The 17,336-nt window shown below is 40.9% G+C and carries 20 protein-coding genes, 2 tRNA genes and 1 other annotated feature (1 of these 23 cut by a window edge); of the genes, 17 read left to right on the top strand and 5 right to left on the bottom strand.

The genetic code is table 11. The features are described 5' to 3' along the window. The first annotated feature begins 23 nt into the window (after window positions 1-23). Genes ABC361_RS13715 through ABC361_RS13700 form a run of 4 tightly spaced genes read left to right on the top strand, consistent with a single transcriptional unit; the run spans window position 24 to window position 3,678 of the window. Window positions 24-632, top strand: coding sequence for a succinate dehydrogenase cytochrome b558 subunit (locus tag ABC361_RS13715; protein WP_099301432.1), 609 nt, complete (start codon window positions 24-26; stop codon window positions 630-632). 32 nt (window positions 633-664) lie between these two features. Further along, on the top strand, window positions 665-2,431 hold the full coding sequence (sdhA, locus tag ABC361_RS13710; protein WP_413074479.1) for a succinate dehydrogenase flavoprotein subunit: 1,767 nt from the start codon (window positions 665-667) through the stop codon (window positions 2,429-2,431). Then, the gene (gene sdhB / locus ABC361_RS13705) at window positions 2,428-3,177 is read left to right on the top strand and encodes a succinate dehydrogenase iron-sulfur subunit (RefSeq protein ID WP_413074478.1); all 750 of its coding nucleotides are present in this window, start codon (window positions 2,428-2,430) and stop codon (window positions 3,175-3,177) included. The genes sdhA and sdhB overlap by 4 nt, the downstream gene beginning before the upstream one ends. 60 nt (window positions 3,178-3,237) lie before the next feature. Next, complete coding sequence (locus ABC361_RS13700; RefSeq protein WP_413074477.1) at window positions 3,238-3,678, top strand: acyl-CoA thioesterase; 441 nt, start codon at window positions 3,238-3,240, stop codon at window positions 3,676-3,678. A 23-nt stretch (window positions 3,679-3,701) separates the two neighbouring features. Here the strand turns inward: ABC361_RS13700 and ABC361_RS13695 are convergent, their stop codons facing one another. Next, entirely contained in the window at window positions 3,702-3,926 is a 225-nt protein-coding gene (locus tag ABC361_RS13695; protein ID WP_035398135.1) for a helix-turn-helix domain-containing protein, read from the bottom strand. Between the two features lie 374 nt (window positions 3,927-4,300). Here ABC361_RS13695 and ABC361_RS13690 point away from each other — a divergent pair, with 374 nt between their 5' ends. The 12 genes from ABC361_RS13690 (at window position 4,301) to ABC361_RS13635 (ending at window position 12,948) form a co-directional block, all read left to right on the top strand. Beyond that, complete coding sequence (locus tag ABC361_RS13690; protein ID WP_099301428.1) at window positions 4,301-4,564, top strand: phosphocarrier protein HPr; 264 nt, start codon at window positions 4,301-4,303, stop codon at window positions 4,562-4,564. Then, a complete protein-coding gene (ptsP, locus tag ABC361_RS13685) occupies window positions 4,564-6,279 on the top strand; it encodes a phosphoenolpyruvate--protein phosphotransferase (protein ID WP_413074476.1) in 1,716 nt (571 codons plus the stop codon). Before ABC361_RS13690 ends, ptsP begins: the two co-directional genes overlap by 1 nt. Before the next feature lie 121 nt (window positions 6,280-6,400). Beyond that, window positions 6,401-6,865, top strand: a complete 465-nt coding sequence (locus tag ABC361_RS13680) for a MarR family winged helix-turn-helix transcriptional regulator (protein WP_413074475.1) — start codon at window positions 6,401-6,403, stop codon at window positions 6,863-6,865. A gap of 38 nt (window positions 6,866-6,903) precedes the next feature. Continuing rightward, the gene (gene racE, locus ABC361_RS13675; RefSeq protein ID WP_413074474.1) at window positions 6,904-7,722 is read left to right on the top strand and encodes a glutamate racemase; all 819 of its coding nucleotides are present in this window, start codon (window positions 6,904-6,906) and stop codon (window positions 7,720-7,722) included. Window positions 7,723-7,854: 132 nt separating this feature from the next. Continuing rightward, on the top strand, window positions 7,855-8,094 hold the full coding sequence (locus ABC361_RS13670; RefSeq protein WP_035398139.1) for a 4Fe-4S ferredoxin: 240 nt from the start codon (window positions 7,855-7,857) through the stop codon (window positions 8,092-8,094). A 165-nt stretch (window positions 8,095-8,259) separates the two neighbouring features. Continuing rightward, a complete protein-coding gene (gene trhO / locus ABC361_RS13665) occupies window positions 8,260-9,228 on the top strand; it encodes an oxygen-dependent tRNA uridine(34) hydroxylase TrhO (protein ID WP_413074473.1) in 969 nt (322 codons plus the stop codon). Window positions 9,229-9,358: 130 nt separating this feature from the next. Beyond that, window positions 9,359-10,513: a GerMN domain-containing protein gene (locus ABC361_RS13660; protein ID WP_413074472.1), complete on the top strand. Its 1,155-nt coding sequence runs from the start codon at window positions 9,359-9,361 to the stop codon at window positions 10,511-10,513. Window positions 10,514-10,611: 98 nt separating this feature from the next. Next, window positions 10,612-11,349, top strand: coding sequence for a ribonuclease PH (gene rph / locus ABC361_RS13655; protein ID WP_413074471.1), 738 nt, complete (start codon window positions 10,612-10,614; stop codon window positions 11,347-11,349). 3 nt (window positions 11,350-11,352) lie between these two features. Beyond that, window positions 11,353-11,946, top strand: coding sequence for an XTP/dITP diphosphatase (locus ABC361_RS13650; RefSeq protein WP_413074470.1), 594 nt, complete (start codon window positions 11,353-11,355; stop codon window positions 11,944-11,946). Beyond that, complete coding sequence (locus tag ABC361_RS13645) at window positions 11,943-12,464, top strand: metallophosphoesterase family protein (RefSeq protein WP_413074469.1); 522 nt, start codon at window positions 11,943-11,945, stop codon at window positions 12,462-12,464. Before ABC361_RS13650 ends, ABC361_RS13645 begins: the two co-directional genes overlap by 4 nt. A gap of 334 nt (window positions 12,465-12,798) precedes the next feature. Next, window positions 12,799-12,872, top strand: a tRNA-Gly gene (locus ABC361_RS13640). Between the two features lie 2 nt (window positions 12,873-12,874). Then, window positions 12,875-12,948 (top strand) — tRNA-Arg (locus ABC361_RS13635). A gap of 64 nt (window positions 12,949-13,012) precedes the next feature. Here ABC361_RS13635 and cynS read toward each other — a convergent pair. The 4 genes from cynS to ABC361_RS13615 form a co-directional block, all read right to left on the bottom strand. Continuing rightward, on the bottom strand, window positions 13,013-13,480 hold the full coding sequence (cynS, locus tag ABC361_RS13630; RefSeq protein WP_413074468.1) for a cyanase: 468 nt from the start codon (window positions 13,478-13,480) through the stop codon (window positions 13,013-13,015). 106 nt (window positions 13,481-13,586) lie between these two features. Then, on the bottom strand, window positions 13,587-14,267 hold the full coding sequence (locus ABC361_RS13625; protein ID WP_413074467.1) for a glycosyltransferase family protein: 681 nt from the start codon (window positions 14,265-14,267) through the stop codon (window positions 13,587-13,589). 10 nt (window positions 14,268-14,277) lie between these two features. Further along, entirely contained in the window at window positions 14,278-14,832 is a 555-nt protein-coding gene (locus ABC361_RS13620; protein ID WP_413074466.1) for a CatB-related O-acetyltransferase, read from the bottom strand. 81 nt (window positions 14,833-14,913) lie between these two features. Then, window positions 14,914-15,327 carry a hypothetical protein gene (locus tag ABC361_RS13615; RefSeq protein WP_413074465.1) on the bottom strand — a complete coding sequence of 138 codons (414 nt, stop codon included), beginning with the start codon at window positions 15,325-15,327 and terminating at the stop codon, window positions 14,914-14,916. Between the two features lie 265 nt (window positions 15,328-15,592). Between ABC361_RS13615 and ilvD the strand changes: the two genes are divergently transcribed. Continuing rightward, window positions 15,593-17,257: a dihydroxy-acid dehydratase gene (gene ilvD / locus ABC361_RS13610; RefSeq protein ID WP_413074464.1), complete on the top strand. Its 1,665-nt coding sequence runs from the start codon at window positions 15,593-15,595 to the stop codon at window positions 17,255-17,257. A gap of 3 nt (window positions 17,258-17,260) precedes the next feature. Then, window positions 17,261-17,336 (top strand) — a binding site (T-box leader) (it continues 149 nt past the right edge of the window).

The raw sequence follows: 17,336 nt of genomic DNA, 5'->3' as shown, positions 1-17,336 counted from the left end.
AACATTTGTGGAGGGAAACGTGTATGCCGAGTAATTTAGAGTATTTTAATCGTAGACTGCATTCGTTATTAGGAGTTATTCCTATTGGTATTTTCTTGATTCAGCATTTTGTTATCAATCATTTTGCAACTAGAGGTCCTGAGGCGTTTAACCAAGCGGCGCACTTTATGGAAAGTTTGCCATTTCGTTATGCGCTTGAGATTTTCGTTATCTTTTTGCCAATTATGTTCCACGCAGTTTATGGCATTTACATTGCGTTTAAAGGAAAAAGCAACACAAGTCGTTACGGATTTTTTAGAAACTGGATGTTTTTACTTCAACGTATATCAGGTGTCTTTTTAGTCATCTTTATTGCTTGGCATGTGTGGGATACGAGAGTTCAAGCAATGCTTGGTCAAGAAGTGAATTACGAAATGATGGCAGATATCTTACAAAATAACTGGATGTTTGCATTTTATATAGCTGGTATCGTAGCAGCGACATTCCATTTTGCGAATGGTTTATGGTCGTTTGCCGTATCTTGGGGAATTACAGTAACGCCGAAATCACAAAAAATCATGACATACGTATCAATCGCAGTATTTATCGCACTTACATATGTAGGCGTCGCTGCGGCTCTAGCATTTGTGTAAAAAAGACATGCAACGTGTAGGGAGTGGACTTAATGAGTAAAGGAAGAATAGCTGTAGTAGGCGGCGGTCTAGCCGGGTTAATGGCCGCAATAAAGGTAGCTGAAAAAGGGGTTCCAGTTGATTTATTTTCAATTGTACCAGTAAAACGTTCGCACTCTGTTTGTGCCCAAGGCGGAATAAACGGAGCTGTAAATACAAAAGGGGAAGGCGACTCGCCAGCCTTGCACTTTGATGACACGGTATACGGTGGAGATTTCTTAGCAAATCAACCGCCTGTAAAAGCAATGGCTGACGCAGCACCATCAATTATCCATTTAATGGACCGTATGGGCGTTATGTTTAACCGTACACCAGAAGGATTACTTGATTTCCGTCGTTTTGGTGGTACGCAACATCACCGAACAGCTTTCGCAGGTGCGACAACGGGTCAACAGTTATTATATGCGCTTGATGAACAAGTACGCCGTTATGAAGTACAAGGTCTCGTCACGAAGTACGAAGGTTGGGAATTCTTATCTGCCATTGTTGATGATGGCATTTGTCGTGGATTAACAGCACAAGAATTAAATTCAGCAGAAATTCGGAGCTTCCCAGCAGATGCTGTTATTATGGCAACTGGTGGTCCTGGAATCATCTTCGGAAAATCAACAAATTCCATGATTAACACTGGCTATGCAGCTGCAAAGCTTTATGAGCAAGGTGTGGCATACGCCAATGGTGAATTCATTCAAATTCACCCAACAGCGATTCCTGGGGATGACAAATTACGTCTCATGAGTGAATCGGCTCGTGGTGAAGGTGGACGAGTTTGGACGTATAAAGACGGAAAGCCTTGGTACTTCTTAGAGGAAAAATATCCGGCGTACGGAAACCTCGTACCGCGTGATATTGCGACACGAGAAATTTTCCATGTATGTGTAGACGAAGGTTTAGGCATTAACGGTGAAAACATGGTCTACCTGGATCTTTCGCATAAAGATCCAAAAGAACTTGACATTAAGCTCGGCGGAATCATTGAAATTTATGAGAAGTTCATGGGTGATGATCCTCGTAAAGTACCAATGAAAATCTTCCCTGCAGTTCACTACTCAATGGGCGGTATGTGGGTTGATTATGATCAAATGACAAATATTCCTGGGTTGTTTGCTGCTGGTGAGTGTGATTATTCACAACACGGTGCTAACCGATTAGGTGCAAACTCGTTACTATCGGCAATTTATGGCGGGATGGTTGCTGGACCGAAAGCACTTGATTATATTAACGGCTTAGAGCATGCTGCGGAAGACTTGTCTTCTGCGATGTTTGAAAGAGAAGTGAAAAAAGAGCAAGATAAATTCGATTCGATTCTTCGAATGGATGGAAAAGAAAATGCATACGTTCTTCACAAAGAGCTTGGTGAGTGGATGACGGATAACGTTACTGTGGTTCGTTACAATGACAAGCTATTGAAAACGGATGAAAAAATCCAAGAACTTATGGAGCGTTTCAAAAATATCAACATTAACGATACATCTCGTTGGTCGAATCAAGGGGCATCGTTTACCAGACAACTTGAAGGCATGTTAAATCTAGCGCGTGTGATTACAATTGGTGCCTACAATCGTAATGAAAGCCGCGGCGCTCACTATAAACCAGACTTCCCAGAGCGTAACGATGAAGAGTTCTTGAAAACAACAAAAGCTTGGTACAATCCAACAACTGGAGCTCCTGACTTTGAGTTTGAAGACGTCGATACTTCATTGATTAAACCTCGTAAGCGTGATTACACTCAAAAAAGTAAAGGAGCTGGAGCGAAATGAGTGAAATGATTACGATCATTATCTCAAGACAAGATGGTCCGGATGGCGGAGCATACGAAGAAGAATTTAAACTTCCTTATCGTCCTAACTTGAACGTTATTTCTTGCTTAATGGAAATCCGTAGAAATCCTGTAAACGCAAAAGGGGAACATACAACGCCTGTTGCTTGGGATATGAACTGTCTGGAAGAAGTTTGCGGTGCCTGTTCTATGGTTATTAACGGCAAGCCGCAGCAATCATGTACAGCGCTAATCGACAAACTTGAGCAGCCAATTCGACTAGAGCCAATGCGTACGTTCCCAATTGTCCGTGACTTAATGGTTGATCGTAGCCGTATGTTTGACTCGTTGAAAAAAGTAAAGGCTTGGATTCCAGTAGATGGAACGTACGATTTAGGTCCTGGACCGAGAATGCCAGAAAAGCGTCGCCAATGGGCATATGAATTGTCTAAATGTATGACATGTGGTGTATGTTTAGAGTCTTGTCCAAACGTAAATTCTAAATCAGAATTTATCGGACCAGCTGCTTTATCACAAGTTCGTTTATTTAATGCTCATCCAACGGGAGAAATGAACAAAGAAGAGCGACTTGAAGCTTTAATGGATGAAGGTGGTCTTTTGAACTGCGGGAACTCACAAAACTGTGTGCAGTCTTGTCCAAAAGGAATTCCATTAACAACATCTATTGCTTCTCTAAATCGTGCAACGGCACTTCAATCATTTAAAAACTTCTTCGGTAGTTTCTAAAAACTAAAAGAAGGGCTGTCTTTCTTAGACAGCCTCTTTTTTATAAAAGGAGAGATCTTGATGCGGTTACCAGACTATATTGAAAATCTAGAAAGTTGGAAAAAGGATTTTTCTTATTTTACCGATATCCGTGTTCGTTTTTCGGAAACGGATGCATTTGGTCACGTCAATAATACAGTAGCGTTTGTTTATTTTGAACAAGCTAGGCTCGAATATTTTGAAAGCAAAGGATTAATGGAAGAATGGATGAAAGGCCAAGGATTGATTATTGTGACAGCAGATTTACATTGTGATTATGTATCACAAATTAAGTACGGTGACATTGTTCATTTAGGTGTAAAAATTCATCGAATGGGCTCGTCATCAATGGATGTACATTATGTCGGATTAGTGAACGGTGAACCAGCATTGTTTGGCCGCGGCTCTCTCGTTCAAATTGATGCATATTCAGGAAAAGCGTCTCCTTTCCAAACAACGTTTAAAGAAAAAATCCACGCATAAAAAAAGCCCTTTTCAGGCTTTTTTTATATTTGAATTTCCCCAAGTCGAATAAGCTCAATAACTGCTTGAGAGCGCCCCTTGACTCCCAATTTCTGCATTGTGTTCGAGATGTGGTTACGAACAGTCTTTTCACTGATAAAAAGATGATTAGCTATTTCTTTTGTCGTCTGATCTTGGACAAGTAGTTCGAATACTTCGCGTTCCCTCTTTGTAAGCAAGGGTTTAGGTCCGAAGTCTGCTCCTTTCAATATGTTCACTCCTTCATGCCGGGCTAAGAGATGGTTGTCATCACCAGAAAGGCTTTAGTCAAAACAGTATATGTATAAAGATTGGAAGGTGTGAGCCTTCATGTAAAAACTTATCGATAAGTTTGTCAGATGAAGCTTTTGAGCAATTTATGTCGTAATTAGTCAAAATACAAAGAAACGAGGATTCTTTTGTGTTGAAAGGGGAAAAAGGGCATGCTATAATGACGATGTTTTAATCGAAGGTCTAAACAACAGTGGGGTTTAGGTTTTTTTATGAAACATCTTGTTATTTATTGATCATTCGGGGTATGAAGTTTAGAAAGGTCAAACTTAGACACAACTAAAAATTATTCTATAGAAAAGAGGAAACAATTATGCCAGAAAAAACATTTAAAATTACGGCGGAAACAGGTATTCACGCTCGTCCAGCTACTCAACTAGTAAACAAAGCAGGTCAATTCTCTTCTGACATCACGTTAGAATACAAAGGGAAATCTGTTAATTTAAAATCAATCATGGGCGTCATGTCACTTGGTGTAGGCCAAGGTGCAGACGTAACGATTAAAGCTGAAGGATCTGACGCTGATGACGCACTTGCAGCAATCGAAGAAGTTGTAAAAGAGGGATTAGGCGAATAATGAGTAACAACTTAACAGGAATCGCTGCTTCAGCTGGAATAGCGATTGCTAAAGCGTTTGTTCATGAAGAACCTGACTTTACGGTGAAACAAAAAGAAGCAACGAATAAAGAGACTGAAGTAGACCGTTTAACGGCTGCATTAGCTCAATCATCAAAAGAACTTGAGCAAATTAAAGAAAAAGCGCACAAAGAACTTGGCGAAGACAAAGCGGAGATTTTCTCTGCTCATTTACTCGTTTTAAGTGACCCAGAACTCATTGATGCAGTAAAAGCTAAGATTAATGAAGATGGCGTTACAGCTGAGTATGCGTTAAATGAAGTAGCGGATATGTTCATTACAATGTTTGAAAACATGGACAATGCCTACATGAAAGAACGTGCTGCGGATATTCGTGACGTCTCAAGACGTGTATTAGGACATCTTATGGGCATACAAGTCGTTTCTCTTGCGGCGATTGCAGAAGAAACCGTTATTATTGCTCATGATTTAACTCCTTCTGATACGGCACAACTTAATCCGAAAGTGATTAAAGGGTTTGCCACGGATATTGGTGGACGTACGTCTCACTCGGCGATTATGTCTCGTTCTCTAGAAATCCCAGCTGTTGTTGGGACAAAAGAAGCAACGAAAACGGTGAACAATGGCGATATTGTGATCGTTGATGGAATTGACGGTAACGTCATTATAAATCCATCTGAAGAAGAACTTGCAGCTTATAAAGAAAAGCAAAGTAAATTTGCTGAACAAAAAGCAGAATGGGCGAAGCTTGTTAATGAGAAAACGTTGACAAAAGATGGCGTTCATGTTGAGCTAGCTGCAAATATCGGCACGCCTCAAGACCTTGATGGTGTAATCGGCAACGGTGCTGAAGGAATTGGGCTATATCGAACAGAGTTTCTTTATATGGGCAGAACAGAACTTCCAAGTGAAGAGGAACAGTTTGAAGCTTATAAAGAAGTAGTTGAGCGTATGGAAGGTAAGCCTGTTGTGATTCGTACATTAGATATCGGTGGCGACAAAGAACTTCCATATCTTGATTTATCTGAAGAGATGAACCCGTTTCTAGGTTTCCGTGCGATTCGTCTTTGCTTAGAGAAACAAGATATGTTCCGAGATCAGTTACGTGCTCTTCTCAGAGCAAGTGCATTCGGGAATTTAAAAATTATGTTCCCCATGATTGCAACAATTGAAGAACTAAAAGAAGCAAAAGAAATTTTAGCTGATGAAAAAGCAAAACTTCAAGCTGAGGGCGTTTCGGTTTCTGAAGAACTTGAAGTAGGAATTATGGTTGAAATTCCGTCTACTGCTGTTGCTGCACCGCAATTTGCAAAAGAAGTTGATTTCTTCAGTATCGGAACAAACGATTTAATTCAGTACACAATGGCTGCGGATCGTATGAACGAGCGCGTTTCGTATCTTTACCAACCGTACCATCCAGCTGTATTAAGGCTAATTGATATGGTGATTAAAGCAGCTCATGCAGAAGGTAAGTGGGTTGGCATGTGTGGCGAAATGGCTGGAGATGAGATTGCCATTCCATTGCTACTAGGGCTTGGTTTAGATGAATTTAGTATGAGTGCGACTTCGGTATTACCTGCTCGTAGTCAACTAAGTAAACTTTCAAAAGAAGAATTGAGCGATTTTGCTCAAAAGGCGCTACTTGAAAGCACATCGGAAGCAGTCGAAAACTTAGTGAAAAAGCATTACGCTTAAAAAGGAAGCCGTTTTTGGCTTCCTTTTTTTTCGATTCATTGTGTGGCTGTTGCGAGAACGTGAAGGAGTTAGGTACAATAGGGGAAAGAGAGATGTTCGACTATCTATGGAGGTGTTTTGATTGGAGAAAGCTTATGACGTACATGAGCGCCAATTTGAGGATATTGAAAGGTCTTTACGAAAAGTAGCGGATTTAGTAAGGCAGAAAGGGAGAGAGATTTTAACGCATTTTCCCATTACGCCTCCGCAATTTGTGGCACTACAATGGCTCAATGAATATGGGGACATGACCATAGGAGAACTTTCTGATCGAATGCATCTTGCATGCAGTACAACGACAGATTTAATTGATCGGATGGAAAAAAACGAACTTGTCACACGTGTGCGTGATGAGTCAGATCGTCGTGTCGTTCGTATACACTTAAAGCAAAAAGGACAGGAGATCATTTTAGAAGTCATTAAAAAGCGGCAGCACTACTTAGCCGAGATGCTTGAAGACTTTTCATGTGAACAAGTTAACATACTTGAAGAAAATTTAAGCATGTTGTTAGAAACAATGAAAACAAAACGAGAGATTCGTTCATAATAATGTAAGAGCGACAGTTCAGTTGAGGAGAGAACACTATGGATAAACCGATCGGCATTATCGATTCGGGTTATGGTGGTTTAACGGTTGCGACGGAAATGATGCGACAGTTGCCAAAAGAAAGTATTTATTATGTGGGGGATTCAAAGCGATGCCCTTATGGACCAAGAACGGTTGAAGAGGTTCGTCGTTTTACATGGGAAATGATCAATCATTTACTCGAGTATGAAGTGAAAATGCTCGTGATTGCCTGTAATACAGCAACTGCGGTCGTTCTTCAAGAGGCACGCGAAAAGCTAGCGATTCCAGTTGTTGGTGTGATTCAACCAGGGGCAATTTCAGCAATGAAAGTAACGAATAACCAACATATTGCTGTGATCGGTACATCTGGGACGATTAAAAGTAACGCCTACCCGTATGCGCTGGAAGCGATAAGCGAGAACGTTAAAGTGGAAAGTTTGGCGTGTCCATTATTTGTTCCGCTTGTTGAACAAGGGATCGTTGCTGGAGAAGAAGCAGAAGGCATTGTAGAGGAATCCCTTGCACCAATTAAAGATGGTCAATTTGATACGTTAATATTAGGGTGTACGCATTACCCATTATTAAAGCCGCTAATTGAAGCGTACCTTCCGTCTCACGTTAACGTTATTTCGTCAGGTGAGGAAACAGCTAGAGAAGTAAGCAGTGTATTGTTCCACCAATCATTAAATCGAAAAGCAGCTGAGGCACCGACGCACCAATTTTTCACAACTGGGGCAGCGAAGCCATTTGAAGAATTCGCTCGAAAGCGACTGAGCCTTTTCCCCGCAAAAGTAGAATCCATTACATTTGAACATCGTTTAAAAATTGAGCGTTAGGGTACAAATAAGGTAAGTTTTTTGAGTGAAATGCTTTATGTTTTTTGAAATCGAGTGTATGCTAGTACTATAGTGAACCACTAAATTTGAAGTAAACAAGCTTCAGTTAAATAAAAAGGAGTGTAACAACGAATGGCTTTTGTAATTTTAAGTCCATGTATTGGCGAAAAAGCTGGCGAGTGTGTTGACGTTTGTCCGGTAGATTGTATTGAAGAGGGAGAAGATCAATACTACATCAACCCTGATATTTGTATCGATTGTGGTGCTTGTCAAGGCGTATGTCCAGTAGATGCCATTGTAGAAGAATACGAAATGGCCCCTGAAGATGAAAAGTACTTAAAGAAAGCTGAAGCATTCTTCGGTGTAGAATAAATAAGCTAGAAGAGCCTGAGGTTCAATCAGGCTCTTCTTTTTTATAAGCTAGACATTTGGTGATTTTTTTGTATAATATGTAGTGGAAACCATGAAGCACAGATGTGATTAATGAGGTAAGCCACCTGCAAATTGTATCTTGCAAATATAAGGAGATAGGTGAACATGGAAAAAGAATATCGCGTATTGTTGTATTATCACTACACCACGATTGAAGACCCGGAACAATTTGCTATTGATCATTTAGCATTTTGTAACAGTCTAAATTTAAAAGGTCGAATTTTGGTTGCGAGTGAAGGAATTAATGGAACGGTATCTGGATTAAAAGAACAAACAGATCAGTATAAAACAGCACTTGAGTCAGACCCGCTTTTTGAAGGGATTGTGTTCAAAGAAGATGTGGAAGAAAAGCATGCGTTTAAGAAAATGCATGTTCGTCCGCGAGAAGAGCTCGTGACATTACGTCTTCATGAAGACGATGTAAACCCGTTAGAAATGACAGGGAACTATCTTTCTCCTGCCGAGTGGAAAGCAGCGATGCAGGAAGAGAATACAGTTGTGATCGATGCTCGCAATGACTATGAGTATGACGTTGGTCATTTTAGAGGTGCGGTTCGACCAGATATTAAGACATTTAGAGAATTACCTGAGTGGATTCGTGAAAACAAAGAGCAATTTGAAGATAAAAAGATCTTAACGTACTGCACAGGCGGCATTCGCTGTGAAAAGTTTTCAGGCTGGTTAAAGCAAGAAGGATTCGAGGATGTATCCCAACTACATGGCGGCATAGTCACGTATGGCAAAGACCCTGAAGTACAAGGTGAGCTATGGGACGGACAGTGCTATGTCTTCGACGAGCGCTTGACTGTACCAATTAACCAAGTAGATCCCAAGATAATCGGGAAAGATTATTTTGATGGCGAACCATGCGAGCGCTATGTGAATTGCGCAAACCCAGAGTGTAATAAACAGATTCTCGCTTCTGAAGAGAATGAACACAAATATGTTCGTGGATGTACGCCTGAATGTCGTGTTCACCCACGCAATTTATATATTAAAGAACAGCAGTTGTCCCCTGAACAACATCAAGAACGGTTGGACGTTTTAGGTGAAAAACTACCTGTTCGTTCATAATTAGTAGGTCTACTGCACAAGCTTATTGACAATGTCGATAAGCTTTTTTTTATTTTCTTTGAACAAGCTGGTCTAAACGATCGGGGATGCTCGTATACATGAAAGTACAACCATTCTGGGAGGGAAAGCAATGCGGAAATTAATTGGAATTAGTGCGCCTCTAATTGTCACACTCACTTTGGCAGTTGGGTGTTCAACAGGAGCAGATGAGCCTGTAAGTTTAGACGAGCCGGAAATCACGTACACGAATGAAACGGAAGAAGTCGATCCTTCCTTGAGTGATGAAAGTGAAGCTGGGGAAGAAGCAGCAGATGAGGACGAAGATGAAGATGCTTCTGATGCAGACGAAACAGAAGAATCAGCCGAAGGTGCTGAAGAAACAGAACAAACACCTGACCAAGATTTAGATGCGCAAAATTTGCGTCAACTTTATTTATTCGATAGCAACGGTATGGTCGTACCTCAAACGATTGAATTGCCGAAAACAGATACAACAATGAAACAATCGCTCGAATACCTTGTGGCAGAAGGACCTTTACAAGATGTTTTGCCGAACGGGTTTAGAGCTGTTTTACCAGCAGGCACAACGGTAGATGTCAATCATCTAAAAGAAGACAAAATTGCGGTCGCGAACTTCTCAAATGAGGTAGAAGACTACAATTTAGAAGATGAAAAAGGCATGTTTGAAGCCATTACTTGGACGTTAACTCAATTTGATGATGTTGATGAAGTGAAAATTGAAGTAAATGGGGTTGAGCTTGAGCAACTACCGATGAGCGAATCGCCAATTGTCGGAAACTTTAGCCGAGAAGATGGCATTAATATTGATTATGGCAATGTTGTTGATTTTACAAATAGTCAAGATGTGACGGTATACTTCCTCGGTTCTCATGAAAATGAAACCTATTATGTTCCAGTAACGCGACGAGTGGCAGAAACGGAAAATGAAATTGCTACGGTTGTCAATGAACTTATTGACGGTCCATCCATAGGCATGCGAACATTGCTAACGGAAATGAATGATGAAATCGAGTTGTTAAATGAACCAGAAATTAATGATGGGGAACTCGTTTTAGATTTCAATGAAGCGATACAGACGATGGTTGGGGAAGATGCTTATATTGAACAATCCATTATTGAATCGATTGCATTATCGTTGACGGAACATAGTGATGTTGAGAAAATTTCGATCTTAGTAAACGGTCAAGAAGACATTTTCTCAGAATCGGGAGAAGCGGTAGAAACCATTCAACGTCCTGCGCATGTAAACAAAAATCCACTATAAAAAATTGGGCATCTGTTCCTACAGGTGCTCTTTTTATTATGTTATACTATACGACGAACTAAGAGAAAATCTTCTGGATAAGAAGAGGGGTAAAAAGTATGAGAGTGGATCAACGAAGCGAGAATCAAATTCGACCAGTGGAAATCGTGCCGCATTTCACAAAGCATGCGGAAGGGTCGGTTTTAATTACAGTTGGAGATACAAAAGTCATTTGTACCGCAACGATCGAAAATAAAGTGCCGCCTTTTCTGCGCGGGCAAAAAAAAGGTTGGCTTGCAGCGGAATATGCCATGCTTCCTAGAGCGACAGAACAACGAACGATTCGTGAAGCAGCAAAAGGAAAGCTTAGTGGAAGAACGATGGAGATTCAACGTTTAATTGGCCGTTGTCTACGCACAGTCGTCGATTTAGACAAGCTTGGCGAGAAGACGATTTGGATCGATTGCGATGTTATCCAAGCCGATGGTGGCACACGTACAGCCGCTATTACAGGGGCATTTGTCGCAATGGTGTTAGCCTTGCAAAAAACATCCGGCTTAAATGCAATTCCCGTTAAAGATTACGTGGCGGCTATATCGGTCGGAATTGTTGATCAGCAGGGAGCGATTTGTGATTTAAACTATCAGGAAGATTCTAATGCTGATGTGGATATGAACGTGGTGCAAACAGGTGCTGGTCAATTTGTTGAAATTCAAGGCAGTGGAGAAGAAGCTGTATTTAGTCGAGCGCAATTAAATGAACTATTAGATCTTGCTGAAGAAGGAATTCATCAGCTAATTGAGGTCCAAAAATCAATTGTTGGAGATCTATTTTTGCCTAATTCAAAGGAGGCATGAATCATGAATGAAGTTATAATCGCAACAACGAACAAAGGAAAAATAGAAGATTTTAGAAAGTTGTTTCAGGGCATGTACGAAGTGAAATCTCTTTTAGACTTTCCATCGTTTCCTGAAATCATAGAAGATGGTCAAACGTTTCAAGAGAATGCAAGAAAAAAAGCGGAAGTGCTTGCAAGAGCTTTAGGTCAACCTGTCATTGCCGATGATTCAGGTCTTGTGATTGATGCCCTGGACGGAAGACCCGGCGTGTTTTCAGCCCGCTATGCTGGTGAAGACAAAAACGATCAAGCCAATATTGAAAAAGTGCTAGAAGATTTGAGAGGCGTGTCCGAAAGAGATCGTACAGCGCGGTTCGTATGTACGATTGCTTTTGCAGATCCAGAAAAAGAAACATCTTTTTTTGAAGGAACGTGCGAAGGGCTTATCGCTCATGAACAAGCAGGTGAACATGGGTTTGGCTATGACCCTATCTTCTATGTTGCCGATAAAAATAAGACGATGGCTCAATTATCTCTTGAGGAAAAGAATAAAATGAGTCATCGTGCAAAGGCAATTCAAAAGTTAAACGAGTTTTTGTTAGGAGCGTCTTCATGAACATTCTTGTCATAAGCGACACGCATGGGTGGGAACGAGAGCTTGAATCATTTTTGCAGCCTTTACGTGACCAAGTTGACTTGATTTTACACGCAGGTGACTCGGAGCTACAGGCTGATTCAAGTCAATTAAAAGATGTCGTAACCGTAGCAGGAAACTGTGACGTTTTTTCTTCGTTCCCTGCAGAAAGATTACTCGAAGCAAGTGGTTTAATTATTCAGTTAACCCATGGCCATTACGAAGGCGTCAAAAGTTCATTAACTGAATTAGCACAGAAAGCACAAGAGAACAAAGCGACGATTGCGGTATATGGTCATACCCACATCCCGAAAGTACAGCGGTTCGGAGAGGTCATTACGATCAATCCAGGTAGCTTACGGTTACCAAAAGGCGAGTATGCAGGCTCTTATTGCGTGTTAGACATAACCGACGAGGCAATTCAAATTAACTATTTCACGATGGACGGCACTGCAATTGAAGCGTTAGAAGCAACCTTTAACCGAAATGACGTTTCTTAAGAAAAAATTGTTAAGAAGTAGTTGACACATTTTATTTAATCATGTATATTTATAAGCGTCGCAATTGTTGTTGTGGCGCTTATACATAATAAAAATTGACGCACGATACTTCCTTGATGGGCGAGAAGAGGAAGGAACATGATTATAGGGTGCGAAATAAAATGAGGATAATCTAAAAATATGCGGGTGTAGTTTAGTGGTAAAACCTCAGCCACGAGCGACGCTTCATGAAATGCAACGAGTTGTTCCGACGCATGATACTTCCTTGATGAGCGAGAAGAGAAAGGAACATGATTGTAGCGTGCGAAATAAAATAAGGATAATCTAAAAATATGCGGGTGTAGTTTAGTGGTAAAACCTCAGCCTTCCAAGCTGATGATGTGGGTTCGATTCCCATCACCCGCTCCATTGTCCCAGTAGCTCAGCAGGATAGAGCAACGGCCTTCTAAGCCGTCGGTCGGGAGTTCGAATCTCTCCTGGGACGTTTAATAAGCGACAGACGAAAAACCTCTTACATCAGTGTAAGAGGTTTTTTTCATGAGTGCTGTTTACCATTTATTGTAGGGGAGAAATTTTCCATTCATTGTAACGACAACTCGATCGCCATTCGGATTTTCTTCCTTTTCAATATCGAGTGTGAAATCAATAGCACTCATGATCCCATCACCTAATTTTTCCTGTATGACTTCTTTAAAAGTCGTTCCGTATACTTGAACAATCTCATGGAACCGATAAATAAGTGGATCGGTGGGCACCGTTTGGTCTAGCGACCCTTTTGTAGGATAAAGTTGAAGAGCGTTTGAGATGGAATCATCTAATTCTAAGCAATTTACTAATGCATCCGCTTCTTCTTTGTTTAACGTGTTTTGCCCCATGATTGCTGAAGCGATATATACAGGATGAAGGTTTGTTGCTGCGGCTAAATCATCATAGGTGATCCCTTTTTCTCTTTTGGCTAGTAAAATGGCATCCGTTGCTTCTTCTTTCTGAAATCGTTGATACGTTTTTTGCTCCACGGGTCATCTCTCCTTCTCTATTTCCAATTAATTGGTTACAAAAAAGCGTACCAAAGATGAAAAAAATGTTCAGGGAGGTTGTGAACCTTTCTTACATCTTTTTTATTTATGTCTTTGTAGAGTCATCAATAAGACTGCGCCATTCTTGAAAGGCCGGTAATGCTTCATAGTAGCCTTCCATTGTTGAGGTTTTGCAATAATGAATGACCCAAGGGCTCGGTTGATGAGCAATACCTACATCGTAATTGTGTGTTGAATAATGTAAGCATTGAGCCGTATCGTAAAAATGCCACCCTTTTATTGCCTCTGGCCAAGAGAGATCATATTGGGTAGCCATTAACAGACCATCAACACATGCAGCTTTTCCATACATATAAGTGGTTTCCATACACGTTGTTTGAGTATACGTATCACGAACTTCTATAATTTTCCCTAGTTTATTTTCATAAGGACTTTGCCACCACATTCCATGTTCTGGAAGCTGGCGAGCGCCAATGACCCCGAATAATCCCAATTTTTTATTATTGTGAAATAAAAAGAGAAGGTCATAGAGAAAGGATTGGTTAAGAATGAATGCATCTTGATGAAGGTACACTTTGTATGTACCTGTGGCTCTCTTCATACCTTCATTGTATCCAGCTGTCATGCTAGTCGCGTTATAAATAGGCACGGTTTCAATTGACATACCAGAGGGAATCGAAAGTTGCTGAATATGAGCGAGGCATTGTTCATAAAGCGTTTTATTGCTGACGCAACTAATAAAGCTAATCGTTGTATCTGAAATCATTTTGCCCTCCTTATTCATTTCGATTTTTAGCGTATAAAAAAAGCTCATCCAATCGGTTTGATTGCAAAAGAGGGGAAACCTGTTTTACTTCGTCGTCTGGCCAATGCCACCATTGAATGGTTAAAAGGGCTTGTCGCTGTTCTTCAGTAAAGCGTTCGCTAATCTGTTTAGCGGGATTTCCAGCAACAATTGCATACGGGGCTACATCTTTTGTCACAACAGCATTGGCAGCAATAATCGCTCCGTCTCCAATGGTTAGTCCGGATAAAATAACAGCACCGCTTGCTACCCAAACATCGTTGCCAATGACAATATTTCCTTTACTTGTCGGGTGCTCTTTCGTTTTTGCTATATCAGGATAAAGAACGTTGAATGGATAGGTTGTCACCCAGCCAACTTGATGGTCAGCACCTAAAAGAATCCGAATGCCGGCGGCGAAAGAACAATATTTCCCTATTTTTAACGTAACTTCTGGAACAAGATGCAGAAGGTCTATGGGGGACCCGTATGAAAAGGAACCAATGTCAAAACCTTGTAAATTTGGGTGGTCATTTAAAAAAAGCATAAGTTACCCCTTCCCTTGATTGTAATAGTCTATTCAACGACCTGATCGCCTATGAAAGGGGCAAAACAAAAACGCCCTTATTTATTGCGAATAAGAGGCGTTATTTAGCGTATGTGTTTGGTTTTGGAAGGCATATAAAAAAGAATGGATGTCCTCGCTTTTATGGTCTTCAGGAATTGAATAAACCTTCCAACCTTTTCGCTCTAAAGAACGTATCCTTTTTTTGTCTTTCATGAAGTCTTGTTGCTTCAAAAATGCGACTCGATACGGAACAAGCGCAACGTAAACGGGTATGTGGTCAACAACATAATCTGGAGATGCATAAAAGCCGCGTTCTCTTAAAGAACGACAAAGCGTTTGTTGTGACTCATTTTTGCATTCGTTCCAATGATTCGTAACAAGCACGAGAGAAGGACGCTTGATGGGTTTAAAGAAATGGAAGAGAAACGAGAAAGGAGTGAACATACGTTTCTTTTTATTTCGGTTTGTCTGCATAGGATCACCTCTTTGTTTACTATCCCCGTTTTTTTGAAAAATATAGCCATTTTTTAAAAGAAATTTTCTGACGAATAATCCTTAATCCCCTGATACTGTAAGCGTATACAAATGACAGAAAGATTAAAATTCTTTTTAAAAAAGGGTTGACCTGCATTTTTAACAGGGGTATAGTAAGTCTCAATAAAGATAAACGAAAAAACAAATGTGTTTTTCAGGTGGATTCAATTCTCGCTTGATAAAACGGAAATAAGGGGAGATTAGCATGAGAAGCGACATGATCAAGAAAGGAATTGATCGCGCACCTCATAGGAGTCTTCTTCGTGCGGCTGGTGTAAGTGAAGAAGATATGGATAAACCATTTATCGGGGTTTGCAATTCATATATTGACATTATACCTGGGCACATGCATCTCAATAAGTTTGCAGAAGTAGCAAAGCAAGCCATTATTGATGCCGGAGGGATTCCGTTTGAATTTAATACAATAGGTGTAGATGATGGAATTGCAATGGGACATATTGGGATGAGGTATTCATTACCAAGTCGAGAAATCATTTGTGATGCGGCAGAAACCGTTATTAATGCACATTGGTTTGACGGTGTTTTCTATATTCCGAACTGTGACAAGATTACGCCAGGTATGCTTATGGCATCAGTTAGAACGAATGTACCGTCGGTTTTCGTATCAGGTGGTCCGATGGAGGCAGGAAGAACAAAAGATGGGCAAAGCCTTTCACTTGTTTCTGTCTTTGAAGGCGTAGGCGCATTTTCGTCAGGAAAACTGACAAGAGAAGAATTGCTTGAAATCGAACAGCAAGCATGTCCGACATGTGGTTCTTGTTCAGGAATGTTCACAGCGAATTCAATGAATTCTTTAATGGAAATGTTAGGGCTCGCGCTACCTGGAAACGGTACGCTAGTCGCTACCTCACAAGCACGCCATGATCTAATTAAAGATGCAGCGAAGCATCTCATGAATTTAATCGAAAAGGATATTCGCCCACGAGATATTGTCACAGAAGAAACAATCGATGATGCATTTGCATTAGACATGGCGATGGGTGGTTCAACGAATACTGTGCTCCACACACTAGCGATTGCGAATGAAGCTGAAATTGAATACGACATGACGCGAATTAATGAAGTGGCAGAACGAGTACCTTATCTTTGTAAGGTGAGTCCAGCCTCAGATTATTCAATGGACGATGTTCATAAAGCTGGTGGCGTTGCGTCCATTATAAAAGAATTAATCCACATAGGTGCGATTAAAGGAGAACGGTTAACGATAACTGGTCAGTCCCTTTACGATACCGTTGCCCATGCAGAGATTACAAATACAGATGTCATACGAACACGTGAAACGGCATATAGTCCGGTAGGTGGCTTGTCCATCTTATATGGCAATATTGCTCCAGATGGCGCCGTTATAAAAGTCGGAGCTGTTGATCCGTCAATCAAAATCTTTGAGGGTGAAGCGATCTGCTTTAATTCACAAGAAGAAGCGCAGGAACAAATTAATAAAGGCATGGTGACAGAAGGGCAAGTTGTCATTATTCGATATGAAGGCCCTAAAGGTGGACCGGGAATGCCGGAAATGTTGGCACCGACTTCTGCAATTCAAGGACGAGGATTAGGTACAAAAGTAGCGTTAATGACCGACGGGCGCTTTTCAGGTGCTTCAAGAGGGATCTCGATCGGTCACATTTCGCCAGAAGCTGCTGAAGGAGGCCCTATAGCCTTTGTCGCAGATGGGGATCGAATTACAATTAATCTCATTGACCGCACGATTCATTGGGATGTGGCAGATGAAGAACTGGCTCGCCGACGAGAAGGTTGGGTTGAACCAGAACCGAAAGTCAAAAAAGGCTATCTTGCTCGATATTCAAAACTTGTCACGTCTGCGAATACAGGCGGCATTATGAAAATATAATAGACGAATACGTTGAGAAGGAAAGTAGCGTTCATTTTTATCTACAGAGAGCCGTTGGTAGCTGGAAAACGGTGATAGA

The sequence above is a fragment of the Shouchella phoenicis genome (assembly GCF_047238345.1).
In the GTDB taxonomy this organism is placed as follows: Bacteria; Bacillota; Bacilli; order Bacillales; family Bacillaceae_D; genus Shouchella.
Note: the sequence above shows the minus strand (reverse complement) of the source record. Positions and strands in the feature narration are given on the sequence as shown.

What these genes read in the sequence shown, in the direction of transcription:
- ABC361_RS13715 (WP_099301432.1), top strand. Translation starts at nt 24, where the DNA reads ATGCCGAGTAATTTAGAGTATTTTAATCGTAGACTGCATTCGTTATTA.
- sdhA (WP_413074479.1), top strand. Translation starts at nt 665, where the DNA reads ATGAGTAAAGGAAGAATAGCTGTAGTAGGCGGCGGTCTAGCCGGGTTA.
- sdhB (WP_413074478.1), top strand. Translation starts at nt 2,428, where the DNA reads ATGAGTGAAATGATTACGATCATTATCTCAAGACAAGATGGTCCGGAT.
- ABC361_RS13700 (WP_413074477.1), top strand. Translation starts at nt 3,238, where the DNA reads ATGCGGTTACCAGACTATATTGAAAATCTAGAAAGTTGGAAAAAGGAT.
- ABC361_RS13690 (WP_099301428.1), top strand. Translation starts at nt 4,301, where the DNA reads ATGCCAGAAAAAACATTTAAAATTACGGCGGAAACAGGTATTCACGCT.
- ptsP (WP_413074476.1), top strand. Translation starts at nt 4,564, where the DNA reads ATGAGTAACAACTTAACAGGAATCGCTGCTTCAGCTGGAATAGCGATT.
- racE (WP_413074474.1), top strand. Translation starts at nt 6,904, where the DNA reads ATGGATAAACCGATCGGCATTATCGATTCGGGTTATGGTGGTTTAACG.
- ABC361_RS13670 (WP_035398139.1), top strand. Translation starts at nt 7,855, where the DNA reads ATGGCTTTTGTAATTTTAAGTCCATGTATTGGCGAAAAAGCTGGCGAG.
- trhO (WP_413074473.1), top strand. Translation starts at nt 8,260, where the DNA reads ATGGAAAAAGAATATCGCGTATTGTTGTATTATCACTACACCACGATT.
- ABC361_RS13660 (WP_413074472.1), top strand. Translation starts at nt 9,359, where the DNA reads ATGCGGAAATTAATTGGAATTAGTGCGCCTCTAATTGTCACACTCACT.
- rph (WP_413074471.1), top strand. Translation starts at nt 10,612, where the DNA reads ATGAGAGTGGATCAACGAAGCGAGAATCAAATTCGACCAGTGGAAATC.
- ABC361_RS13650 (WP_413074470.1), top strand. Translation starts at nt 11,353, where the DNA reads ATGAATGAAGTTATAATCGCAACAACGAACAAAGGAAAAATAGAAGAT.
- ABC361_RS13645 (WP_413074469.1), top strand. Translation starts at nt 11,943, where the DNA reads ATGAACATTCTTGTCATAAGCGACACGCATGGGTGGGAACGAGAGCTT.
- ABC361_RS13625 (WP_413074467.1), bottom strand. Translation starts at nt 14,267, where the DNA reads ATGATTTCAGATACAACGATTAGCTTTATTAGTTGCGTCAGCAATAAA.
- ABC361_RS13620 (WP_413074466.1), bottom strand. Translation starts at nt 14,832, where the DNA reads ATGCTTTTTTTAAATGACCACCCAAATTTACAAGGTTTTGACATTGGT.
- ABC361_RS13615 (WP_413074465.1), bottom strand. Translation starts at nt 15,327, where the DNA reads ATGCAGACAAACCGAAATAAAAAGAAACGTATGTTCACTCCTTTCTCG.
- ilvD (WP_413074464.1), top strand. Translation starts at nt 15,593, where the DNA reads ATGAGAAGCGACATGATCAAGAAAGGAATTGATCGCGCACCTCATAGG.